Annotated in this window: 19 protein-coding genes; 10 read left to right on the forward strand and 9 right to left on the reverse strand. The window is 64.7% G+C overall.

All coding sequences use genetic code 11. The features are described 5' to 3' along the window. The first annotated feature begins 117 nt into the window (after positions 1-117). Positions 118-1,446 carry an MFS transporter gene (locus BM382_RS06995; RefSeq protein ID WP_053153842.1) on the forward strand — a complete coding sequence of 443 codons (1,329 nt, stop codon included), beginning with the start codon at positions 118-120 and terminating at the stop codon, positions 1,444-1,446. Between the two features lie 168 nt (positions 1,447-1,614). Beyond that, positions 1,615-2,133, forward strand: coding sequence for a hypothetical protein (locus BM382_RS07000; protein WP_011063467.1), 519 nt, complete (start codon positions 1,615-1,617; stop codon positions 2,131-2,133). A 72-nt stretch (positions 2,134-2,205) separates the two neighbouring features. Here BM382_RS07000 and BM382_RS07005 read toward each other — a convergent pair whose 3' ends face one another. Further along, positions 2,206-2,622 (reverse strand): lysozyme inhibitor LprI family protein, encoded by a 417-nt coding sequence (locus BM382_RS07005; protein WP_015637031.1) that lies wholly within the window; start codon positions 2,620-2,622, stop codon positions 2,206-2,208. Positions 2,623-2,709: 87 nt separating this feature from the next. Next, positions 2,710-4,080 carry a GntT/GntP/DsdX family permease gene (locus BM382_RS07010; RefSeq protein ID WP_072442470.1) on the reverse strand — a complete coding sequence of 457 codons (1,371 nt, stop codon included), beginning with the start codon at positions 4,078-4,080 and terminating at the stop codon, positions 2,710-2,712. Between the two features lie 248 nt (positions 4,081-4,328). Between BM382_RS07010 and BM382_RS07015 the strand changes: the two genes are divergently transcribed. Beyond that, complete coding sequence (locus BM382_RS07015) at positions 4,329-5,225, forward strand: cation diffusion facilitator family transporter (protein ID WP_011063464.1); 897 nt, start codon at positions 4,329-4,331, stop codon at positions 5,223-5,225. 57 nt (positions 5,226-5,282) lie between these two features. Here the strand turns inward: BM382_RS07015 and BM382_RS07020 are convergent, their stop codons facing one another. Further along, positions 5,283-5,957: a heavy metal response regulator transcription factor gene (locus BM382_RS07020; RefSeq protein WP_011063463.1), complete on the reverse strand. Its 675-nt coding sequence runs from the start codon at positions 5,955-5,957 to the stop codon at positions 5,283-5,285. Between the two features lie 386 nt (positions 5,958-6,343). Here BM382_RS07020 and BM382_RS07025 point away from each other — a divergent pair, with 386 nt between their 5' ends. The 3 genes from BM382_RS07025 to BM382_RS07035 all read left to right on the forward strand — a co-directional run bounded on the left by BM382_RS07025 (position 6,344) and on the right by BM382_RS07035 (position 12,128). Beyond that, the gene (locus BM382_RS07025; RefSeq protein WP_072442472.1) at positions 6,344-7,594 is read left to right on the forward strand and encodes a TolC family protein; all 1,251 of its coding nucleotides are present in this window, start codon (positions 6,344-6,346) and stop codon (positions 7,592-7,594) included. Positions 7,595-7,794: 200 nt separating this feature from the next. Continuing rightward, entirely contained in the window at positions 7,795-8,964 is a 1,170-nt protein-coding gene (locus BM382_RS07030) for an efflux RND transporter periplasmic adaptor subunit (RefSeq protein WP_041119885.1), read from the forward strand. 26 nt (positions 8,965-8,990) lie between these two features. Beyond that, positions 8,991-12,128, forward strand: coding sequence for a CusA/CzcA family heavy metal efflux RND transporter (locus BM382_RS07035; RefSeq protein WP_072442474.1), 3,138 nt, complete (start codon positions 8,991-8,993; stop codon positions 12,126-12,128). A gap of 173 nt (positions 12,129-12,301) precedes the next feature. Here BM382_RS07035 and BM382_RS07040 read toward each other — a convergent pair whose 3' ends face one another. Then, entirely contained in the window at positions 12,302-12,523 is a 222-nt protein-coding gene (locus tag BM382_RS07040; protein WP_011063459.1) for a hypothetical protein, read from the reverse strand. 176 nt (positions 12,524-12,699) lie between these two features. Beyond that, positions 12,700-14,028: an OprD family porin gene (locus BM382_RS07045; protein WP_072442476.1), complete on the reverse strand. Its 1,329-nt coding sequence runs from the start codon at positions 14,026-14,028 to the stop codon at positions 12,700-12,702. Positions 14,029-14,349: 321 nt separating this feature from the next. Between BM382_RS07045 and BM382_RS07050 the strand changes: the two genes are divergently transcribed. After that, positions 14,350-14,682 (forward strand): DUF2790 domain-containing protein, encoded by a 333-nt coding sequence (locus tag BM382_RS07050; protein ID WP_015637022.1) that lies wholly within the window; start codon positions 14,350-14,352, stop codon positions 14,680-14,682. 60 nt (positions 14,683-14,742) lie between these two features. Here BM382_RS07050 and BM382_RS07055 read toward each other — a convergent pair whose 3' ends face one another. After that, positions 14,743-15,237, reverse strand: coding sequence for a RidA family protein (locus tag BM382_RS07055; RefSeq protein WP_011063456.1), 495 nt, complete (start codon positions 15,235-15,237; stop codon positions 14,743-14,745). Between the two features lie 216 nt (positions 15,238-15,453). On the opposite strand from BM382_RS07055, the gene BM382_RS07060 reads away from it, so the two are divergent. Both BM382_RS07060 and BM382_RS07065 read left to right on the forward strand, forming a co-directional pair. Next, entirely contained in the window at positions 15,454-16,770 is a 1,317-nt protein-coding gene (locus BM382_RS07060) for a methyl-accepting chemotaxis protein (RefSeq protein WP_011063455.1), read from the forward strand. Positions 16,771-17,043: 273 nt separating this feature from the next. Continuing rightward, positions 17,044-18,360 (forward strand): methyl-accepting chemotaxis protein, encoded by a 1,317-nt coding sequence (locus tag BM382_RS07065; RefSeq protein ID WP_011063454.1) that lies wholly within the window; start codon positions 17,044-17,046, stop codon positions 18,358-18,360. A gap of 39 nt (positions 18,361-18,399) precedes the next feature. Here BM382_RS07065 and BM382_RS07070 read toward each other — a convergent pair whose 3' ends face one another. From BM382_RS07070 to BM382_RS07080, 3 genes are all read right to left on the reverse strand, one after another. Further along, positions 18,400-18,927 (reverse strand): GNAT family N-acetyltransferase, encoded by a 528-nt coding sequence (locus tag BM382_RS07070; protein ID WP_015637021.1) that lies wholly within the window; start codon positions 18,925-18,927, stop codon positions 18,400-18,402. A gap of 53 nt (positions 18,928-18,980) precedes the next feature. After that, positions 18,981-19,889, reverse strand: a complete 909-nt coding sequence (locus tag BM382_RS07075) for a LysR family transcriptional regulator (protein WP_019093558.1) — start codon at positions 19,887-19,889, stop codon at positions 18,981-18,983. Positions 19,890-19,998: 109 nt separating this feature from the next. Then, positions 19,999-20,772, reverse strand: a complete 774-nt coding sequence (locus tag BM382_RS07080; protein ID WP_015637019.1) for an SDR family oxidoreductase — start codon at positions 20,770-20,772, stop codon at positions 19,999-20,001. 164 nt (positions 20,773-20,936) lie between these two features. Between BM382_RS07080 and BM382_RS07085 the strand changes: the two genes are divergently transcribed. Next, positions 20,937-21,542, forward strand: a complete 606-nt coding sequence (locus BM382_RS07085) for a flavin reductase family protein (protein WP_011063450.1) — start codon at positions 20,937-20,939, stop codon at positions 21,540-21,542.

The raw sequence follows: 21,542 nt of genomic DNA on the forward strand, positions 1-21,542 counted from the left end.
GCCGTTCAAGGTACAGAAAACCCCGGAAAACCAACCCAGGGCCGGGAACGGGTTGTTCCCCGGATCTTTTGCGTAGACCATGAGCGCCTTTGCTTTGTGCTGCCATCGAGTTGCTTTATGACCCCTTCCACTGAGTCGTCGCCGGCGCGCTTTTCCCGCTCCGACTACAAGACCCTGGGCCTGGCCGCCCTGGGCGGTGCCCTGGAAATCTACGACTTCATCATCTTCGTATTTTTCGCCCTGACCCTGAGCCAGCTGTTCTTTCCCCCGGAAATGCCCGAGTGGCTGCGCCTGCTGCAGAGCTTCGGGATCTTCGTCACCGGCTACCTGGCCCGGCCCCTGGGCGGCATCCTCATGGCCCATTTCGCCGACCGCCTGGGGCGCAAGAAGGTCTTCAGCCTGAGCATCCTGATGATGGCGCTGCCTTGCCTGCTGATCGGCATCATGCCGACCTATGCCCAGATCGGTTATTTCGCGCCCTTGCTGCTGCTGGCGCTGCGGGTGCTGCAAGGTGCCGCCGTGGGCGGTGAAGTGCCCAGCGCCTGGGTATTCGTCGCCGAGCACGCGCCGCGGGCCCATCGCGGTTATGCCCTGGGCTTTCTCCAGGCCGGACTGACCTTCGGCTACCTGCTGGGCGCCCTGACCGCGACCCTGCTGGCGCGGGTCTTCAGCCCCGAGGAAATCCTCGACCACGCCTGGCGCTATCCCTTCCTGCTGGGCGGCGTGTTCGGCGTGATCGGCGTCTGGCTGCGCCGCTGGTTGAGCGAAACCCCGGTGTTCGTGGCGCTGCAGCACCAGCGCGATGCCGCCGCCGAACTGCCCCTGCGCACCGTGTTGCGGGAACACCGGCTGGCGATCCTGCCGGCGCTGATCCTCACCTGCGTGCTGACCTCGGCGGTGGTGGTGTTCGTGGTCATCACCCCGACCATGATGCAAAAAAGCTTCGGCATGAGCGCCAGCCACACTTTTGCCCTGAGCAGCCTAGGGATTGTCTTTCTCAACATTGGTTGCGTGCTGGCGGGGCTGGTCGTCGACCGCCTCGGTGCCTGGCGCACGGTGATGCTCTATAGCCTGCTGCTGCCACTGGGCATCGCCGTGCTCTATGGCTGCCTGATCAGCGGCGGCGCCTGGATCGGCCTGGCCTATGCCATCGCCGGCCTGGGCTGCGGCGTGGTGGGGGCGGTGCCGTCGGTGATGGTGGGCCTGTTTCCGGCGCGGATTCGCGTGTCGGGGATCTCCTTCACCTACAACATCGCTTATGCCCTCTGGGCCAGTACCACGCCGTTGCTGCTGATCGCCCTGATGCCCTGGAGCCCCTGGATCTGCGTGATCTACTGCGCAGTGATGGGAGCGGTGGGGGTCGTCAGCGCCGCTTACTTCGGCGGCCGTGTGGGTGAGGAAGGGCCTGCGGCAGCGAGAGAAAGCTGCATGGCTGACCAACGCTAGGACTTTTCTTCGGCTTGCTGTGATTCAGCGAAGCGGCGAGCTAGAGCCTTCACCAAAACGCCTCTTGATCCCGCGTGAAACCGGGTTGGAAAAGGGCTTTCAGCCCCCGGTTTTTTCCCGCTAATCTCCCGGAACGCGCGGCCTGCGCTTGGGTTTCCGGGAGCTGTCTTGATTCGTTCGACGCTGTGTTCCTTGCGAAATTTCTCCGCCTTGGCGCCACTGTTACAAGTGGCGCTGATGAGCTTCGTGCTGGGGTTGGTGTTTGCCCTGATCCAGGCCTGGACCTGCACTCAACTGGACTACGGCCTGGAGGGCGCCAGCCCCGACAGCTTGCGCGCCCGGGTGATCGCAGTGGAGGCCGGGGCGCTGCTGGTGGAGGAACTCGACACCGGGGAGCGCCAACGCTTGCGCCTGAACCGCGAACTGACCCGGCTCCAGCTGCCACTCGCTCAACTGCCGGGGCAGACCCTGGTTCTCCGCCACCTGCGGGGGTACCTGCTCAGTTGTCGCCGCGACGATCAACCCGGGTGCAGCGCCCTGTGTTCCAGCGCCGCAGAGTGCCAGCAGCGCCTGCGCCAGGGCGACTCGTGTGTTGGCATGCTGGGCTTTGCCTGGCTCGTCAGCCTGATCTGCGGACTGCTGCATGGCTTGGGGCATCGACCGTTCTGGCAGCGAGCGGGCTCCTGAGGCCGCTTTCGCGGGCAAGCCCGCTCCTGCAGGTGCTCCGGCTTGCCGGCGAAGAGGCCCCCGGGCCTGCTGTCATTCGGGCAGCAGTTGTTCCAGATACCGGGTGCGTTCGGTGCTCAGGCGGGTCACGCAGAGGTTGATCAGGGTCACATGGGCCGGCTTGCCCGGTTCCACTTCGAAGGCCTCCAGCACGCAGGTGCTGTCGCGGTATTTGATCCAGGCGCGTTGGGCGTTCTTCAATTTGCCGAGGTATTCCTGTTCTTGCAGCAGGCTGCTGGGGTACAGGTTGTGCACCCGGACCAGCAGCGCCTGATAGCTCTGGTTGAGTGCGGCGTCGGCCCGCTCCTTGTCCTGCTGGGCGCAGCGGTCGACCTGTTCGCTGACGCTGATGTGCTCGCAATCCAGCGCTGCGGCCTGGGCAGGCGCCCAGCCAGCGGCGCCTGCAATTACGGCGATGACGAGGCCAAAGATCCAGGGCTGATAAGGCATGTCGGTCCCTTGCGCTGAGAATGAAGCGGGCATTCTACAGCGCTGTTCCCAATGCAGAAGGGCTGGCCTGCCCACCACGGCCAGCGGTTATTGCAACCAGTGCCAGAGCAGCAGCGTCCCCACCAGCCCGACCACGGAAACAATGGTCTGCAGCACCGACCAGACCCAGAGTGTCTGCTTGAGTTGCAGGCCGAAATACTCGCGCACCATCCAGAACCCGGCGTCGTTCACGTGGCAGAAGAACACCGAGCCGGCGCCGATGGCCAGCGCCACCAGGGAGCTTTGGGTGGCGGCCAGACCGGCCATCATCGGCGCCAGGATACCGGCGGTCGTGGTGGTGGCCACGGTAGCCGAGCCGGTGGCCTGGCGCAGGGCCACGGCGATCAGCCAGGCCAGGAGGATATAGGGCAGGTGCGCGCCTTCGGCCACCTTGCTGATGGTTTGGCTGACCCCGGCATCCAGCAGCGTCTGTTTGAGCCCGCCGCCGGCGCCAATGGTCAGCAGCAGCACGGCAATCGGTGCCAGGCTTTTGCGCAGGGTGTTGCCCACCTGGTCCCGGGCCATGCCATTGGCCCAGCCCAGGCAGATCACCGCGGCGATCACCGCCAGGCCCAGGGCGATCAGGGGTTCGCCGAGAAACTTCAGGGTCAGGGCCAGGGTGTTCTCCGGGCTCATGGCGACCTTGGCCAGGGTGCTGCCGAGCATCAGCAGCACCGGCAGCACAATGATCAGCAGCGACACGCCGAAGCCCGGCTGGCGCGGGGCCTTGGGCGCAGCACTGAACAGCGCGCCGAGCTCCGCCGGTTCGCTGACCAGCAGGCGCTTGGACAACCAGTTGCCATACAGCGGGCCGGCCAGGATCACCGCCGGCACGGCCAGGCACAAGCCCAGCAGCATGGTCAGGCCGAGGTCGGCGTGCAGGGCGCTGACGGCAATCAGCGGGCCCGGGTGCGGGGGCATCAGCGCGTGCAGGGTGGTCATCCCGGCCAGGGCCGGAATGGCGATTTTCAGCAGCGGCAGGCCCGAGCGGCGGGCCATGACGAAAATGATCGGCACCATCATCACCAGCCCCACTTCAAAGAACAGCGGCAGGCCGATGACCATCGCCACCAGGGCCATGACCCAGGGCAGCGACTTGCCCTTGCCCAGGCCCAGCAAGGTCGAGGCGATGCGGTCGGCGGCGCCGGACTCGGCCATCAATGCGCCGAGCATCGAGCCCAGGGCAATGATGATCCCGGCCTCGCCGAGAATCGCCCCGGCGCCCTTGCTGAAGGCCTTGGCCACTTCCTCCGGCGGCAGGCCTGCGCCCACCCCGGCAATGAAGGTACCGATCAGGATCGACAGGAACGGCGGCAGTTTGGTGGCGCTGATCAGCACAATGATGCTGGCGATGGCCACCAGGCAGCAGATGATCAGGCGGGTGTCGTGGACCATCCAGGCGGCAGTCGATACATCCAAGGCGGGACTCCTCAATCGGCTATTTTTATCTGTTACGTTTTGTTTCACTTTTTCGGGAGCATACCCGAGGCGCCCGCCGCAGAGAGCTTATGCGCACTTTTGGTGCATTCGTTAGCCGGCTAACTATGGGCCTGACCTGGATAACCGGCGGATAACCGGCAGATGACAATTCGCTTATCCAGCCCTGGGCACCTGGCCTATCGAACTATCATCAGAGCCACGCTTTACCAGCCAACCGAGGATCTTTCATGGGCGCAGGACACAGTCACGGCCAGGTACGGGCCGGGCATGAACGCAAGTTGTGGATGGCCCTGGGGCTGACCGGCAGCTTCATGCTCGCCGAGGTCATCGGGGCCTTTGTCACCGGCAGCCTGGCGCTGCTGTCGGATGCCGCGCACATGCTCACCGATACCCTGGCGCTGGCCATCTCCCTGGTGGCGATCCAGGTCGCCAAGCGCCCGGCGGACCGCAAGCGTACTTTCGGTTATGCGCGCTTCGAGATCCTCGCCGCGGCGTTCAACGCCCTGCTGCTGTTCGTGGTGGCGTTCTACATTCTGTTCGAGGCCTGGCAACGCCTGCAGACACCGGCCGAGATCCAGTCCACGGGAATGCTGGTGATCGCGGTGCTGGGGCTGATCGTCAACCTGATCTCCATGGGCCTGCTGGCCTCCGGCAGCAGCCAGAGTCTCAACGTCAAGGGTGCATACCTGGAGGTATGGAGCGACATGCTCGGTTCACTGGGGGTGATCATCGCCGCGCTGGTGATCATGTTCACCGGTTGGGGCTGGGTCGATTCCCTGGTGGCCGCGGCCATCGGCCTGTGGGTGTTGCCTCGGACCTGGACCCTGCTCAAGGAGAGCATGAACGTGCTGCTGCAAGGGGTGCCGGACGGGGTCGACATCGACCAGGTGGAGCAGGCCATACGCCAGGTGCCGGGGATCAGCGACGTGCACGACCTGCATATCTGGGCCCTGACCAGCGGCAAGAACGTGCTTAGCGCGCATCTGGTGGCGCACCTGCAAGGGCGGGATGAACAGGCGATCCTGGCCGAGGTCACCGAGCTGCTACAGGAGCGCTTCGACATTGCCCACGTCACCTTGCAGGTGGAGCAGGCAGGGTTTCATGAGCAGGTGCATGAACATTGAGGGAGCCGCGCTTGCGTCTTGTGCAGGAGCCGGCTTGCCGGCGAACACGGCCGTGCCTCAGTCGCGTTCTTCAAGGACATAACCCACACCGCGCAGGGTGTGGATCAGTTTGCGTTCGAAAGGGTCGTCGATCTTCGCCCGCAGGCGGCGGATCGAGACTTCCACCACATTGGTGTCACAGTCGAAATTCATGTCCCAGACAAAGGAAATGATCTGGGTCCGCGACAGCACCACGCCGCTCTGGCGCATCAGCAGGTGCAGCAGGGCGAACTCCTTGGTGGTCAGGTCGATGCGCTGCTTGCCGCGAAAGGCCCGGTGCCGGCCCTGGTCCAGCTCCAGGTCGGCGACCCGCAGCACATCCGGCACCGGCGCCTGTTCGCTGCGGCGCATCAGGGTGCGGACCCGGGCCAGCAATTCCGGAAACTGGAACGGCTTGACCAGGTAATCGTCGGCGCCCAGGTCCAGGCCACGGATCTTGTCCGCCAGCCGGCCCTGGGCGGTGAGCATCATCACCCGGGTGCTGCTGTCCTGGCGGATCTGCCCGAGCACGCCCCAGCCGTCGATGTGCGGCAGGTTGATGTCGAGGATCACCAGGTCGTACGCATGCTGGCGAGTCAGGTGCAGGCCGTCCGCGCCGTTGTTGGCGCAATCCACCACGTAGCCACTTTCAGTCAGCCCCTGATGCAGGTAGTCAGCGGTCTTGGGTTCGTCTTCGATGACCAGAATACGCATGGAAATGAGGTTCTCGGCAGGTGGGGGACAGTAACGAAAAGACGCGAGTAATCAGCGGGCCAATGCTCGAAAGTTGTGCGGCCCCGTGCCGTATTCGTGTTCTTTAAAGTTCGCTTGCTGGCACTTGAAAAGTGCTCTTGATGTTCACTTCGAATAGCCGGATGTTAATACAGAACCTTGAGCCAGAGCCTTTGCTAACGGATTTGTAATCTTTGCGCCACCCTGCTGATAAGCACTGAAAGTTACAGTTGGCCGAACTTGAAACTCTCCCTGTCAATGGGCGAACTGCTGCAGTTTCATATCGGCCGGAACTCCTGTGGATAAGCGTCGATATGGTGCGCTGCAACTTCGCAGACACTTTGCCTCCATAGGGGCCGGAACTTGTTATGCCGACTTTCCCGAGAATATCTGCCCGGGCAGCACGCACCTGCGTCCTGACCCTGTTGCTGGCCCTGGCGAGCCAATCTGCAAGCGCCGTCGAGCAACCGCTGTTGAGCCTGGACAGCGCCCTGGCCCGAGCCTTTGCCAACAACCCTGAACTGGCCGCCGCACGCTGGGAGATCGACATCGCCCAGGGCGCCCGCCAGCAGGCCGGGCTCATCCCCAACCCGGTGCTGTCGGTGGACGCCGAGGACACCCGCCGGGATTCGCGCACCACTTCGGTCAAGCTCAGCCAGGCCCTGGAGCTGGGGGGCAAGCGCGGAGCACGGATCGACGTGGCCAGTCGCGGTCAGGAACTGGCGGCCCTGGAGCTGGAGCGGCGTCGCAACCAGTTGCGTGCGGATGTTCTGGATGCCTATTACACGGCGCTGCGGGCCCAGGAGCGCACCCAACTGGCCGGGCGCTCCCTGGCCCTGGCCGAACGGGGCGTGGCGGTAGCCCAGGGCCGGGTCAACGCCGGCAAGGCCTCGCCGGTGGAAGCCACCCGGGCCCAGGTGCAACTGGCCGAGGTGCGCCTGGAACTGAACCGGGGGCAGATGGAGCAGGACAATGCCTACCGACGCCTGGCCATGGTCACTGGCGCGGCCACCAGCGACTTTGCCGGGGTGCAGGAGCAGCCCCAGGCACTGGCGGCGCTGCCGGCCCCGGCACAGTTGCTTGGCCGCCTGCCGGAAACCACCGAACTGCGCCTGGCGGAGCAGGAAGTGGTGCAGCGCGAGGCGTCCCTGGGGCTGGAGAAGGCCCAGCGCATTCCCGACCTGGACGTCAGCGTGGGCAGCCAGTACGACGCCAGCGCCCGGGAGCGGGTCAACCTGGTAGGGCTGTCGATGCCTTTGCCGCTGTTCAATCGCAACCAGGGCAACGTGCTGTCCGCCGCCCGCCGCGCCGACCAGGCCCGGGACCTGCGCAACGCCACCGAATTGCGCTTGCGTACCGAAACCCGCCAGGCCCTGGAACAGTGGAACACCGCCCGGGGCGAGGTGCAGTCCTTCAACCAGACCATCCTGCCCGCCGCCCAGCGTGCGGTGGACAGCGCCACCCAGGGCTTCGAGATGGGCAAGTTCAGCTTTCTCGACGTTCTCGATGCTCAACGCACCCTGATCGGCGCGCGTACCCAGTACCTCGCCGCGCTGGCGCAAACCACCGATGCCTGGGTACGGATCGAGCGCATCTACGGCGACCTCAGCCGTTGGTGAAACCCTGGCTGATGGGCCTGGCGTGCCTTGCCGCGTTGCTGGTGAGCGACTGCAGTGGCGCACCCCCGACAGCCCCCGAAGACCCACCCGCGCATTGGTGCGTGCATGAGCTGCATCGGGCCATTGGTCAATGGCTGTTTCCCTCTACCCCGTAAGGCAGCGCCTGGCGCTACCGACCGTCGATCGATTCAGGAGTCCCCATGGATAAAAAACGCAGCCTTGTTCTGGCCAGCACGGCAGTGGTCGGCCTCGGGCTGGCGGCCTTGCTGCTGCCGGGCCTGTTCGCCAGCCCGGCAACGGTGCCCCAGGCCGAGGAGGCCGGGCACGGCACCCAGGAGCCCGAGGGCCATCTGGAACTCAGCCCGGAACAGATCCAGGCCGCCGGCATCGAGCTGGCCGCAGCCGGTCCGCGGCGCCTCAACCGGGTACTCAGCCTGCCGGGAGAGATCCGCTTCGACGAGGACCGTACCTCGCACATCGTGCCCCGGGCCGCCGGTGTGGTGGAGTCGGTACAGGTCAACCTCGGCCAGGCGGTCAAGCGCGGCGAACTGCTGGCGGTGATCGCCAGCCAGCAGATCTCCGACCAGCGCAGCGAGCTGGCCGCCGCCGGGCGGCGGGTGGAACTGGCCCGTACCACCTTCCAGCGCGAGCGCCAGTTGTGGGTCGACCAGATCTCCGCCGAGCAGGATTACCTGCTGGCACGCCAGGCCCTGCAAGAGGCGGAAATCGCCCTCAACAATGCCCGGCAGAAGATGAATGCCCTGAGCGGCAGCGCCCAGTTGGTGGGCGGCAACCGCTATGAAATGCGCGCGCCGTTCGACGGTGTGGTGGTGGAAAAACACCTGAGCGTGGGCGAAGTGGTGGGCGAAACCAGCGCCGCGTTCACCCTCTCGGACCTGTCCCGGGTCTGGGCCACCTTCGGCGTGTTTCCCAAGGACCTGGACAAGGTCCGGGTCGGCCAGCCGGTGCAGGTCAGCTCCAGTGAGCTGGGGACCCAGGTCCAGGGCCAGGTGGCCTACGTCGGCAGCCTGCTGGGGGAACAGACCCGCACCGCCACGGTGCGGGTGACCCTGGCCAACCCCAATGACGCCTGGCGCCCGGGGCTGTTCGTCTCGGTACAGGTGGCCACCGAAGCCTTCGACGCACCGGTCAGCGTGCCGCAGACGGCGATCCAGACCGTGGAAGACCGGCCCTCGGTGTTCGTCCGCGTGGCCGAGGGGTTCCAGGCCACGCCTGTGGTCACCGGGGCCAGCCAGGACGGTTTTGTCGAGATCCGCGAGGGCCTCGAAGCCGGGGCCCAGGTAGCCGCCCGCGGCAGCTTTACCCTCAAGTCCGAACTGGGCAAGGGCGCGGCCGACCACGGCCATTGATCGGCCTCATCAGAGAGTGACTTCCCATGTTTGAACGCATCATTCAATTCGCCATCGAGCAGCGCATCATCGTCCTGCTGGCGGTGCTGCTGATGGCCGGCGTCGGCATCGCCAGCTACCAGAAGCTGCCGATCGACGCGGTGCCGGACATCACCAACGTCCAGGTGCAGATCAACTCCGCGGCGCCGGGGTTCTCGCCCCTGGAAACCGAACAGCGCATCACCTTTCCCATCGAGACGGCCATGGCCGGCCTGCCGGGGTTGCAGCAGAGCCGGTCGCTGTCGCGCTCGGGGTTGTCCCAGGTAACCGTGATCTTCAAGGACGGCACCGACCTGTTCTTCGCCCGCCAACTGGTCAACGAGCGCCTGCAAGTGGCTCGCGAGCAATTGCCCGACGGTGTGGAGGCGGTGATGGGGCCGATTTCCACCGGGCTCGGGGAGATCTTCCTGTGGACCGTGGAGGCCGAGGAGGGCGCCCGCAAGGAGGACGGTACGCCCTACACCCCCACCGACCTGCGGGTGATCCAGGACTGGATCATCAAGCCGCAACTGCGCAACGTGCAGGGCGTGGCCGAGATCAACACCATCGGCGGCTTTGCCAAGGAGTACCAGATTGCCCCGGACCCCAAGCGCCTGGCGGCCTACAAGCTGACCCTGAGCGACCTGGTGACGGCCCTGGAGCGCAACAACGCCAACGTCGGCGCCGGCTACATCGAGCGCAGCGGCGAGCAGTTGCTGATCCGCGCGCCGGGGCAACTGGCGTCCATCGAGGACATCGCCAACATCGTCATCAGCAGCAGCGACGGCACGCCGATCCGCGTGCGCAACGTGGCCGACGTGCAGATCGGCCGCGAGTTGCGCACCGGCGCGGCCACCGAGAATGGCCGGGAAGTGGTGCTGGGCACCGTGTTCATGCTGATCGGCGAGAACAGCCGTACCGTGTCCCAGGCGGTGGCGAACAAACTTGAGGAGATCAACCGCTCGCTGCCCGAAGGCGTGGTGGCGGTCACGGTGTACGACCGCACCAACCTGGTGGAAAAGGCCATCGCCACGGTGAAGAAGAACCTCTTCGAGGGCGCGCTGCTGGTGATCGTGATTCTGTTCCTGTTCCTGGGCAATATCCGCGCGGCGCTGATCACCGCCCTGGTGATCCCGCTGTCCATGCTGTTCACCTTCACCGGCATGTTCAGCAACAAGGTCAGCGCCAACCTGATGAGCCTCGGTGCCCTGGACTTCGGCATCATCGTCGACGGCGCGGTGGTCATCGTCGAGAACGCCATCCGCCGCCTGGCCCATGCCCAGCAGCACCACGGGCGCATGCTGACCCGCTCCGAACGCCTGCATGAAGTCTTTGCCGCGGCCAAGGAAGCCCGGCGCGCGCTGATCTTCGGCCAGTTGATCATCATGGTGGTGTACCTGCCGATCTTTGCCCTTACCGGGGTGGCCGGGAAAATGTTCCACCCCATGGCCTTCACTGTGGTCATGGCGTTGCTGGGGGCGATGATTCTCTCGGTGACCTTCGTTCCGGCAGCCATCGCGCTGTTTGTCACCGGCAAGGTCAAGGAAGAGGAAAACCTGCTGATGCGCAGCGCCAAGCGCGGCTACGCCCCGGTGCTGGACTGGGTGATGGCCCGGCGTGGCCTGACCTTCGCCCTGGCCGGCTTGATCCTCGCTGGCAGTGCGCTGCTGGCCAGCCGCATGGGCAGTGAATTCATCCCCAGCCTCAGCGAAGGCGACTTTGCCCAGCAGGCCCTGCGGGTGCCCGGCACCAGCCTCACTCAGTCGGTGGACATGCAGCAGCGCCTGGAGAAAACCCTGCTGGCGCAAGTGCCGGAGATCGAGCGGGTGTTCGCCCGCACCGGCACCGCGGAGATCGCCTCGGACCCGATGCCGCCGAATATTTCCGACAGCTACCTGATGCTCAAGCCCAAGGCCCAGTGGCCGGACCCGAACAAGTCGCGAGAGGCGCTGATCGCTGATATCCAGCGTGCCAGTGCCCTGGTGCCGGGCAGCGCCTACGAGCTGTCGCAGCCGATCCAGCTGCGCTTCAACGAGCTGATTTCCGGGGTGCGCAGCGATGTTGCGGTGAAGGTGTTTGGCGATGACATGGCGGTGCTGAACAAGACCGCCACGCAAATTGCTACGGCCTTGCAGAGCTTGCCTGGCGCCTCGGAAGTCAAGGTCGAGCAGACCTCGGGGCTGCCGGTGCTGACCATCAATATCGACCGCGACAAGGCCGCACGTTTCGGCCTCAACGTGGGGGATGTGCAAGACACCATCGCCGTTGCGGTGGGCGGGCGCCAGGCCGGCACCCTGTACGAAGGCGACCGGCGCTTCGATATGGTGGTGCGCCTGTCCGATCAACTGCGCACCGATATCGACGGCCTGTCCCGGCTGCTGATTCCCATACCGGCGACGGCGGGCACGGCCAACGGGCAGATCGGCTTCATCGCCCTGTCGGAAGTGGCCAGCCTCGATCTGGTGCTGGGCCCCAATCAGGTCAGCCGCGAGAACGGCAAGCGCCTGGTGATCGTCAGCGCTAACGTGCGCGGGCGGGATATCGGCTCCTTCGTCGAAGAGGCCACAAGCCTGATTGCCGAGAAGGTCAAAATCCCGGCCGGCTACTGGACCACCTGGGGCGGTCAGTTCGAACAATTGCAGGAAGCCTCCCAGCGCCTGCAGGTGGTGGTGCCGGTGGCCTTGCTGCTGGTGTTCGGGCTGCTGTTCATGATGTTCAACAACCTCAAGGATGGCCTGCTGGTGTTCACCGGGATTCCCTTCGCCCTGACCGGCGGGATCATGGCCCTGTGGCTGCGGGACATACCGCTGTCGATCTCGGCGGGGGTGGGCTTCATTGCCTTGTCCGGGGTCGCCGTGCTCAACGGCCTGGTGATGATTGCCTTTATCCGTAACCTGCGAGAGGAAGGGCGCTCGTTGTCCCTGGCGATTCATGAAGGCGCCCTGACCCGACTGCGCCCGGTACTGATGACCGCCCTGGTGGCCTCCCTGGGCTTCATCCCCATGGCCCTGGCCACCGGCACCGGCGCCGAGGTGCAACGGCCCCTGGCCACGGTAGTGATTGGCGGCATCCTGTCCTCCACCATCCTCACCTTGCTGGTGCTGCCTGCCCTGTACCAATGGGCGCATCGCAGGGAAGAAGACTGATCGCGCGCCGCTTCTTGTAGCCGCTGCCTGCGGCAGCGGCTACAGGTGTCAGTCCTGCGGCAATTTTCGGGCAAAAAAAAGCGCCCCAAGGGGGCGCTAAAAATTCATCTCTTTCCAAAGGAGCATCAGAAAAAACGCTTCAAGAGATGAATGTGCTCGGTAGGCAATCGCTGTCAGATGTCTTCTTCGGCCGTGGTAGGCGCAGAAGCATCGCGAGGGGCTTTGCCGGTGCTGCCGGTGGCGGCTGTTTCCTGGTTGGCGTCGCCGTGGATCTGTTCCTGGCTGGCCAGGAAAGCTTCGCGGACCTGCTGTGGGCGTTCGCTGCCATCAGCGGCCCAGGTGGCGGAGCTGGTTGTGGCCAGTAGGCCGATCAATAACAGTTGGGTTGGGCGCATGAGCTTCTCCTGACACGTTGGGCGGCCGTGAAAAACACGGTGGCTGCCAGTGTGTCCGGGAGTATATGAAGGCCAACCTAACGAGAAGGTGAGGTCGATATTACAGTTCTGAAAGGCATGAGTCTGTGAAGAAGTTTTAACACCGGGCAGGCCTGGCGCCTGCCCGGAGCCGCTCTCTAGAGCAGGGCCAGGGGGTACTCGACGATCAGGCGAAACTCTTCCAGGTCGGATTCGAACTGGCTGGAACGGATGGTCGCCTGGCGGATGCGCAGGGACAGATCCTTGAGGCTGCCGCCCTGGAACACGTACTTGGCTTCGATATCCCGCTCCCAGCGGCGCTGGTCGGTCAGTGGGTCACCTGCCGCATCGCGGCGCATGTACACCGAGTTGGCGTGGCTGTAGTCGGCGCCGCTGCCGCGGGCGTAGCGGGTCATGAACGACAGGCCGGGAATGCCCAGGGGCTGCATGTCGAGGTCGTAGCGGACCATCCACGAGCGTTCCTTGGGCGAGTTGAAGTCGCTGTACTGGATCGAGTTGTCGAGGAAGATCGAGTCCGACTGGCGCAGGTAGTCGAAGTCGTCGTTGCCGTTGTTGCGCTGATGCGACAGGGCCAGGGTGTGGGCGCCGTAGGTGGCGCCGACCTTGGCGCTCCAGATGTTGTTGTCGAACTCGCCCAGGAGTTTCTTGCCCTCATCGACGGCCTTGTAATAGTTGACGCCGCTGAACAGGCTCAGTTGGTCGGACAGCGGGTAGTTGCCCGCGACGCCGAAGTAGTACTGGTCCCAGGCGTCCTTCAGGCGGCTGCTGTAGAGGCTGAAGTTGAGATTGGAGTTGAGCCGGTAGTCGCCGCCGAAGTAGCCGACCCAGGGCGAGTCCACCTTGCCGGCGTAGAAGGTGGCGAAGCCATCGCGCATGCCACTGCTGTCGGGCTGGCTCATGGCATGCAGGCGGCCGCCCTGCAGGTTGAGGCCGTCGATGCTGGTGTTCTCCAGGGTCACCCCGCGAAAGCTTTCCGGCAGCAGGCGGGAGTCGCCGTAGTGCACCACGGGGGTCTTGGGAAACACATCGCCGACTTTCACCACGGTATCCAGGGCTCGCATTTTCACCGCCCCCCCAGCCTTGCCGTAGCTGTCGGCGGGCCGGTTGTCGTGGTTCAGCGGCAGCATGCCGAAGGAGCCACCGCCGCCGCTGCGGCCGGTGCCAGAGTCGAGCTTGAGGCCGTACATGGCAAAGGCATCGAGGCCAAAGCCCACCGTGCCCTGGGTGAAGCCGGATTCGAACTGGCCGATCAGGCCCTGGGCCCAGGCTTCGGAATAGCCGTTGCCGGTGGGGCTGGACTGGCCCTTGCGGTCGTCGCGGTTGAAGTAGAAGTTGCGCAGCAGCAGGTCGAGGCGGCTGCCTTCGACAAAGCCTTCGGGCCGTTCCTCGGCGGCCACTGCCGCCATAGGGCTGAGCCCCAGTACCGCAGCGAGCACGGACAGGGACAAGGGGGGATTAATACGCATGGGGGTCGCTCCTGAGTGTTGGCAGCTATCAACTTTTATATCGCCAGAGGCGTTCTTATTGGGCTCGACCGGCAGGCGTCGCAACGCCTGCCCAGTCGCTGTCGATAGTTGCAAACGGCAGATAACGGCGGGGTGACCCGGTCATTACAATTGTGCAAGAAAGCCGTCCAGGGCCCGGGCCAAAACCCCGACGGGCCGGGGGTTATCCCGGGTAGGGCGGGCTGTCGGCAGCGCCCATTACAGATAAGTAATCTGCCCGCGATCATCCTGACAGGGTCGGTTGCTTATCCTCGCTGGCGTCAACTGGACGAGGAAACTGTGATGAAAGCAATCAACCTGAGTCTCGCCGCGCTGCTGTTGAGCCTGGCTTCCCTGGCGCAGGCCGAAGGGGGAGGCGACCGTACGTTCGCCCGGGCCATGGTGGAAAACCAGAAGGCCATGGAGCGCTATGCGGCGAACCAGGGCAAGCCGGCGCCGGTGGTGCAGGCGTACCGCTACGGCATGAAGCTGGATGTCGCCAAGGTGGTCAACGTGACCCCGCCGATCAAGTCCTGCGAGGTGGTGCCTTCGCGCATGACGTATGAGGATTCCGCCGGCCAGCTCAAGACCATCGAGTACCAGGTCATGGGCCAGTGCCGCAACAACGGCAGTTGATGGGCCGCCGGCGCTGCTGTGCCGGGCCCGCAGGGGTGGGCCCGGCCAGCGTGGCTGCACTCAGTCGTTGCCGGAGCCGGGGTGCAGGGCGACGATCATGTCCACTTCCACCGAGGCATTCTTGGGCAATTGATAGACCCCCACCGAGGTCCGGGTGTGTACGCCGGCGTCGGCAAAGATCGAATAGAGGACTGCGGAGGCGCCGTCCGCCACTTCGCTCTGCTGGGTGAAGTCCGCCGCGCTCTGTACATAGACGTTGATCCGCAGGATGCGCTTGATCCGCTGCAGGTCGCCGAGCATCTGCTCGAGGATCGCCAGGGCCCGCAGGGTGCAGATCTGCGCCCCGTGCCGGGCCTGCTCCAGGGAGGTTTCGGCACCGACCCGGCCAACCACCATCACGGTATTGTCGATACGCGGGATCTGCCCGCTGACATACACCTCATCGCCATTGCGCACCGCCGGCACGTAATTGCCGCCAATGCGCATCTCGCCTTCGAAACTGTGTCCGACCTGTGCTGCGGCCTGCTGGAAAAGTGCCTTGCGTGATGCATCCATAGTCCAACTCCGTCGATCGCCCTGGAATTTCCCGTCACCGACTATACGCGCTCCTTGGTTGCGCGAAATCCCCGGCTGCGGGCCCGAATTCCGCGGCTTTGCTGGCTGCGGAATTATTTTTGTCAGACAAGCCTCAATGGCTATTAAGAAAAATCTTTCAGGGCCGATGTTAGGCCCAAAGCAGTCCACTTTTTCAGCCCCCCCCGGTACATCCTCATGTTCAATAAACGCTTGAAGCAGGAGTTGTCGACTCTACGCGAAGAACTTTCGAGCCTTCAGCAAGTGAAGGAGAGCCTTGAAAGCGAGATGCTCGTCATCAACCTGAGCGCCGATGGACGGATTCAGTCGGTCAATCACAATTTCGCCCAGGAAATGCTCTACAAGACTGGCGATCTGGTGGGCCGGGCCCTGGAGGACATCGTCCCGGAACACGTCAAGCATGATGAGTTTCACCTGCGGTTCAAGGCGACCCTGACCCGGGGCGAACACTTTGCCGGGGCGGTGCGGCTGCTGCGCGGCAATGGCCAGGAAGCCTGGCTGCGTTCCATCTCCCAGCCGGTTCGCGACTCCGAGGGGCGGATCAAGTATTTCGCGATCTTCTCCAGCGACCTGACCCGTACCATCGAGGCCTCTCGGGAGCACGAGAACCTGATTGGCGCGCTGATGCGTTCTACCGCGCTGATCGAGTTCGACCTCAACGGCAACGTGCTGACGGCCAATGACCGCTTCCTTTCCAGCATGGGCTACAGCCTGGCGCAGATTCAGGGCAAGCATCACCGCATCTTCTGCGAGCCGGAGGAGTACAACAGCCAGGCCTACCAGGCCTTCTGGAAACGCCTGAACGCCGGGGAGTTCATCGCCGAGCGCTTCAAGCGCATCGACGCTCATGGCCGGGTGGTCTGGCTGGAGGCTTCCTACAACCCGGTCATGGACGCCAACAACAAACTCTACAAAGTGGTGAAGTTCGCCACCGTGATCACCGACCAGGTAAACCAGGAACTGGCCGTGGCCGAGGCGGCGAGCATTGCCTACAACACCTCGCTGCAGACCGACAACAGCGCCCAGCGCGGCACCACGGTGGTTACCGAGGCGGTGAACGTGATGCGCGATCTGGCCAAGCACATGCAGGAGGCCGGCGAAGGCATTGGCGCCCTCAACGAGCAATCCCTGGTGATCGGCAGCATCGTCAAGACCATCAGCGGGATTGCCGAACAGACCAACCTGCTGGCACTCAACGCGGCCATCGAGGCGGCCCGGGCCGGTGAGCAGGGGCGTGGTTTCGCGGTGGTGGCCGATGAAGTCCGGCAACTGGCCTCGCGCACCAGCAAGGCCACCGAGGAAATCGTCGGCGTGGTGCGCCAGAACCAGGACATGGCCCGCGAAGCCGTGGAACTGATGGCCGAAGGCAAGCTGCAGGCCGAGCAGGGGCTGGCCCTGGCGGCGGAAGCCGGCACCGTGATCGTCGAGATCCAGGACGGCGCGCAGAAGGTGGTCAGCGCGGTCGGCCAGTTCGCCAACCAACTGTCCTCCTGATTGCTCCCCAGCACAGTGCTCCCGTCACGGGGCACTGTGGATTTCAGGGCGGCATCGGCCAGCCCCGGCGCCCTTGGCGCCATTCATTTCCCACGCTGAAACACTCGGGCATGACCGATAGGGCCCCGGGCGACGGCTGCGCCCAAGAAAAACCAAGAAATTTCCTAGAGGCTTGTAGGAAGTATCTGGAAAGCGCTGCGAGGCTTGGAGAAAGCCCAAACTGCGCCGATGGCTAGGGGTTGTTGTATCCACTCCTAGTCTGTCGGTGTATCCATGTTCAACAAACGTTTGAAGCAGCAACTTGCCACCCTGAGCGACGAGCTGAACGCTCTGCAGCAATTCAAGGCCTGCCTGGAAAGCCAGGTGCTCAATCTCGAACTCGATGGCGAGGGGGCCATCCGCCGGGCCAACCAGAACTTCATCCAGGCCCTGGAACTCGATGGCCAGCCACTGGCCGGCGTGGCCCTGGAGAGCATCATCTCGCGCCACCCGCAGGCTGTGCCGTTGTATCGCGAATTCAAGGCGGCCCTGGGGCGCAACGAAAGCTACACCGGCCAATTGCGCCTGCAACGCGGAGGCGGCCGCGAGGCCTGGCTGCAGGTCTGCGTGCAGCCGATCCGCGATGGCGCCGGGCGGCTCGATCATTACAACCTGATCTGCACCGACCAGAGCGCTTCGGTGGAAAGTGCCTGCGAGCATGAAAACCTGATGGCGGCGCTGCTGCGCTCCTCTGCGGTGATCGAGTTCGACCTGCAAGGCCGGGTGCTGACGGCCAACTCGCGGTTTCTCGCCTGCATGGGCTACCGGCTGGATGAGGTCCAGGGCCAGAACCACCGCCTGTTCTGTGAACCGCAGGAATACGAGGGACCCGGCTACCAGGAGTTCTGGGCACGGTTGAACGCCGGCGAATACATCGCCCAGCGGTTCAAGCGCATCGACAGCCAGGGCCGGGTGGTGTGGCTCGACGCTTCCTACAACCCGGTGCTGGACGCCAGTGGCCAGCTCTACAAGGTGGTGAAGTTCGCCATCCTGATCACCGATCAGGTGAACCAGGAGCAACGGGTGGCCGAGGCGGCGGACATCGCCTACAGCATCTCCCGACAGACCGACACCAGCGCCCAGCGCGGCTCGGCGGTGGTCACCGAGACCCTGGACGTGATGCGTGACCTGGCTACCTGCATGCAGCAGGCCGGGGACGGCATCGAAGCCCTGAACGAGCAGTCCCTGGTGATAGCGAGCATCGTCAAGACCATCAGCGGGATTGCCGAACAGACCAACCTGCTGGCCCTCAATGCGGCCATCGAAGCGGCCCGGGCCGGTGAACAGGGGCGGGGTTTTGCGGTGGTCGCCGATGAGGTCCGGCAACTGGCCTCGCGCACCAGCAATGCCACCGACGAGATCGTCGGCGTGGTGCGCCAGAACCAGGACATGGCCCGCTCGGCGGTGGAGCTGATGGCCGAGGGCCGGCAGCAGGCGGAACAGGGCCTGACCCTGGCAGCGGAGGCCGGCACGGTCATCGTCGAGATTCAGGACGGTGCGCAGAAAGTGGTCAGCGCGGTCGGCCAGTTCGCCAACCAGCTGTCGGCCTGAGGGCGTGGGCGTGCGTCTTGGGGGCGCACGCCCGGGTTGCTAGCGTGGCGCAGGCCCATGGCACTCGTAGTGCAAGCGGTCGAACCACTCGCCGTGCAACAGGAAGCTGCGCCGCGAATGGCCGTAGCAAGAGAAGCCGCAGGCTTCCAGCACCCGCACCGAACCGGTGTTCTGCGGCCGCGCATTGGCTTCGATGCGGCTCAGTTGCAGTTCGCCGAAGGCGCGCAGCAGCACCTGCTGCACCGCAGTGCGGGCAATGCCGCGGCCGTTGAAGCGGGCGCCGACCCGGTAGCCCAGTTCCGCGCAATTGAAGTAGGGGCGCTGCACCCGGTGCAGGTTGACGCGCCCCACCAGCACAGCGTTGTCGCGGATCAGGAACTGATAGCCGCGGTCTGCCTCGGCATCCTCGCACGCCTGGTTTATGGCTTCGGCGACCCCTTCGCGGGAGTAGTAGGTGGCAGGCCGGGCGTTGATCGAGGCTTCGAAGAACGCTCGGTTTTCCCCTTCGAAGGCCAGCAGGTCATCCAGGTCGTCGAGGTGGGGAGCGCTGATGTGCAGGTGGGTCATGGTGCCAGTGCCTCAATCCGTGAAGGCGCTTTCTTCTCACGATCCGCGGGTGTTCAGCAAGCCTCCAGGTGCGGTTTGATCAGCTCGGCGAACCATTCGATGAACACGTTGAGGCGGCGCGAGCGATGGCGCCGGTCGGGGTATAGCGCGCAGATATCCATGGGCGCCACCGGCAGTTCACGGAGCACCTGCACCAGCTCGCCACGGTCCAGCAGGTGCTGCACGTCGAAGCGTGGCACCTGGATCAGCCCCAGCCCCTGCCGGCAGCAGGCGATGTAGTTCTCGACGTTGTTGACGATCACCCGGCTGGGCAGCCCCAGCAGGTGCTCGCGACCTTCCAGCAGGTATTCCCAGGGCTGCTCGCGGCCGGTGTCCGGGGAGGCATAACCGACCATCCACTGGCCGTTCTGCAGGTCCTGGGGGGTGTGGGGCTCGCCCTGTTCGGCCAGGTAGGCGGGGCTGGCGCAGTTGATCAGCGCCAGTTGCCCCAGGGGGCGGGCGACCAGGCTGCTGTCGGCCAGGCTGCCGACGCGGATCGCGCAGTCGATGCCTTCCTGGACCAGGTCGATGCTGCGATCGCTGGCGCCCAGGGCCAGTTGCAGGCCGGGGTATTGCGCCAGCCATCGGGGCAGGGCGGGGACGATCAGGCGCCGGGCGATGCGGCTGGGCACATCGATGTTCAAGCGCCCGCTGACGTCTATCTGGCGGTGGTGGAACAACTGGTTGAGTTCGGCGGCGTCTGCCAGCAGGCGCCGCGCCCGTTCCAGCAGAATGGCGCCGTCGGCGGTCAACTGCACGTGACGGGTGGTGCGGTGCAGCAGTCGGGTGCCGAGGCCGGTTTCCAGTTGCTGCACGGCGGAAGAGACGGTGGCCCGTGGCAGTTCCAGGGCATGGGCAGCCTTGATGAAGCTACCCATGTCGGCCACCTGGATGAACACGCGGTATTGCTCAAGCTTATCCATCGTTTGAACGATCCTGGTTCGGGGGCGCCTGACGGCAGTGGATCGCAGCATCGGCCGAGGCGATCGATGCTGCGGCTCGGCAGGCCAATTTACCCCTTGGGCGCCAGGATTACTTGGTGGTGTAGCCGCCGTTGATCAGTAAGGTCTGGCCAGTGATCCACCAGCCTTCGGTGACCAGGTGGCGAATGAAGGGCACCACGTCCTCGATATCGGTGAGCCCGGTCTTGCTCGAAGGCGACAGGGCTGCGGCGCTCTTGTGGTACGCCACGGCGTCGGCGCCTTCGGCCGGGTAGAAGAATGGGGTATCCATGGGCCCGGGGCCGACGGCAGTCACTGAAATGCCGCGGGCACCGAACTCCTTGGCCGCGGCCCGGGTGAAGTGTTCCACCGGCGCCTTGGAGCCGCCATAGGCGGCATAGAACGGAGTGAAGGCCCCCAGCAGCGAAGTCACCAGGGTCACCAGCTTGCCGTTGTCCTCCAGGTGCTTGCCGGCTTCCTTGATAAAGAAGAAGGCGCTCTTGGCATTGACCGCGAACATCTGGTCGTACTCGTCCTCGCTGATTTCAATGATGGGTTTCTTCAGCACCTTGCCCACGGTGTTGATGGCGATGTCGATCTTGCCGAAGCGCGCCTTGGCCTCGTTGAACAGCTGCTCCACGGCACTGGCGCGGGTGAGGTCGGCCTGCCACGCCTGGGCCTCCACACCCAGGGCCTTGAGTGCCGCCACCGTGGCCTCGGCGTCGGCCCGGCTGGCGTTGCTGTTGTAGTGCACGGCCACCGCCCGGGCACCGTGGCTGGCCAGGTCGCGGGCAATCAGGCCGCCGAGGTTCTTCACGCCACCGGCGATCAGCACGACTTTGTTGTTCAGGGAGTGATCGGTCATGGCGCGGGTCCTTCAACAATTGGGGTGAAGGCTGAGTCTAGTGTCTGCACCGCTGTTGATAAGCCGTCGGCGGCTGGACGGATTATCCAGAAAATCCGGCCAATGACCTTGCCTGCCGGCGGCCGCGATGGGGCTACAATCGCAGTTTTTTTCAGGAGCCAGTCATGTCCGATCTTCGTCGCCCGGTACCGCTGGACAAGGCGTACCGCTTGCTCAACCACGGCCCAACGGTGCTGGTCAGCGCAGCCCATGGCGGGCAGCGCAACATCATGGCCGCGGCCTGGGCCATGCCCCTGGATTTCGAGCCGCCGAAAGTCGCCGTGGTGCTCGACAAGTCCACCTGGACCCGACAACTGCTGGAGGCCTCGGGCACCTTCGTGCTCAATGTGCCTTGCGTGGCCCAGGTGGATATCGTGCAGAGCCTGGGCAACAGCTCCGGGCTGGAGCTGAGCCAGGGCGGTAGCGACAAGTTCGCCGCCTACGGTCTGCAGGCCTTTGCCGGCGAGCAACTGGCGGCGCCGCTGCTGGAAGGTTGCGTGGCCTGGCTGGAATGCCGGCTGCTGCCCGAGCCCCACAACCACCAGCAGTACGACCTGTTCCTTGGCGAAGTGATTGCCGCCCAGGCCGATGCCCGGGTGTTCAGCGAAGGGCGCTGGCACTTCGACGGGCACGACCGGCTGCGTACCCTGCACCATGTTGCGGGCGGGCATTTCCTGACCATCGGTGACGCCGTTGACGGTCGGCAACTGCCCCTGGTCGGCGAGCCCTGA

The sequence above is a fragment of the Pseudomonas sp. NFPP25 genome, assembly GCF_900116505.1.
In the GTDB taxonomy this organism is placed as follows: Bacteria; Pseudomonadota; Gammaproteobacteria; order Pseudomonadales; family Pseudomonadaceae; genus Aquipseudomonas; species Aquipseudomonas protegens.

Excerpts from the sequence above, each read along its gene's own strand:
- BM382_RS07020 (WP_011063463.1), bottom strand. The coding sequence starts at position 5,957 with ATGCGTATTCTGGTCATCGAAGACGAACCCAAGACCGCTGACTACCTG.
- BM382_RS07085 (WP_011063450.1), top strand. The coding sequence starts at position 20,937 with ATGTCCGATCTTCGTCGCCCGGTACCGCTGGACAAGGCGTACCGCTTG.
- BM382_RS07025 (WP_072442472.1), top strand. The coding sequence starts at position 6,344 with ATGCCGACTTTCCCGAGAATATCTGCCCGGGCAGCACGCACCTGCGTC.
- BM382_RS07050 (WP_015637022.1), top strand. The coding sequence starts at position 14,350 with ATGAAAGCAATCAACCTGAGTCTCGCCGCGCTGCTGTTGAGCCTGGCT.
- BM382_RS07005 (WP_015637031.1), bottom strand. The coding sequence starts at position 2,622 with ATGCCTTATCAGCCCTGGATCTTTGGCCTCGTCATCGCCGTAATTGCA.
- BM382_RS07065 (WP_011063454.1), top strand. The coding sequence starts at position 17,044 with ATGTTCAACAAACGTTTGAAGCAGCAACTTGCCACCCTGAGCGACGAG.
- BM382_RS07070 (WP_015637021.1), bottom strand. The coding sequence starts at position 18,927 with ATGACCCACCTGCACATCAGCGCTCCCCACCTCGACGACCTGGATGAC.
- BM382_RS07055 (WP_011063456.1), bottom strand. The coding sequence starts at position 15,237 with ATGGATGCATCACGCAAGGCACTTTTCCAGCAGGCCGCAGCACAGGTC.
- BM382_RS07015 (WP_011063464.1), top strand. The coding sequence starts at position 4,329 with ATGGGCGCAGGACACAGTCACGGCCAGGTACGGGCCGGGCATGAACGC.
- BM382_RS06995 (WP_053153842.1), top strand. The coding sequence starts at position 118 with ATGACCCCTTCCACTGAGTCGTCGCCGGCGCGCTTTTCCCGCTCCGAC.
- BM382_RS07075 (WP_019093558.1), bottom strand. The coding sequence starts at position 19,889 with ATGGATAAGCTTGAGCAATACCGCGTGTTCATCCAGGTGGCCGACATG.
- BM382_RS07030 (WP_041119885.1), top strand. The coding sequence starts at position 7,795 with ATGGATAAAAAACGCAGCCTTGTTCTGGCCAGCACGGCAGTGGTCGGC.
- BM382_RS07040 (WP_011063459.1), bottom strand. The coding sequence starts at position 12,523 with ATGCGCCCAACCCAACTGTTATTGATCGGCCTACTGGCCACAACCAGC.
- BM382_RS07080 (WP_015637019.1), bottom strand. The coding sequence starts at position 20,772 with ATGACCGATCACTCCCTGAACAACAAAGTCGTGCTGATCGCCGGTGGC.
- BM382_RS07045 (WP_072442476.1), bottom strand. The coding sequence starts at position 14,028 with ATGCGTATTAATCCCCCCTTGTCCCTGTCCGTGCTCGCTGCGGTACTG.
- BM382_RS07060 (WP_011063455.1), top strand. The coding sequence starts at position 15,454 with ATGTTCAATAAACGCTTGAAGCAGGAGTTGTCGACTCTACGCGAAGAA.
- BM382_RS07035 (WP_072442474.1), top strand. The coding sequence starts at position 8,991 with ATGTTTGAACGCATCATTCAATTCGCCATCGAGCAGCGCATCATCGTC.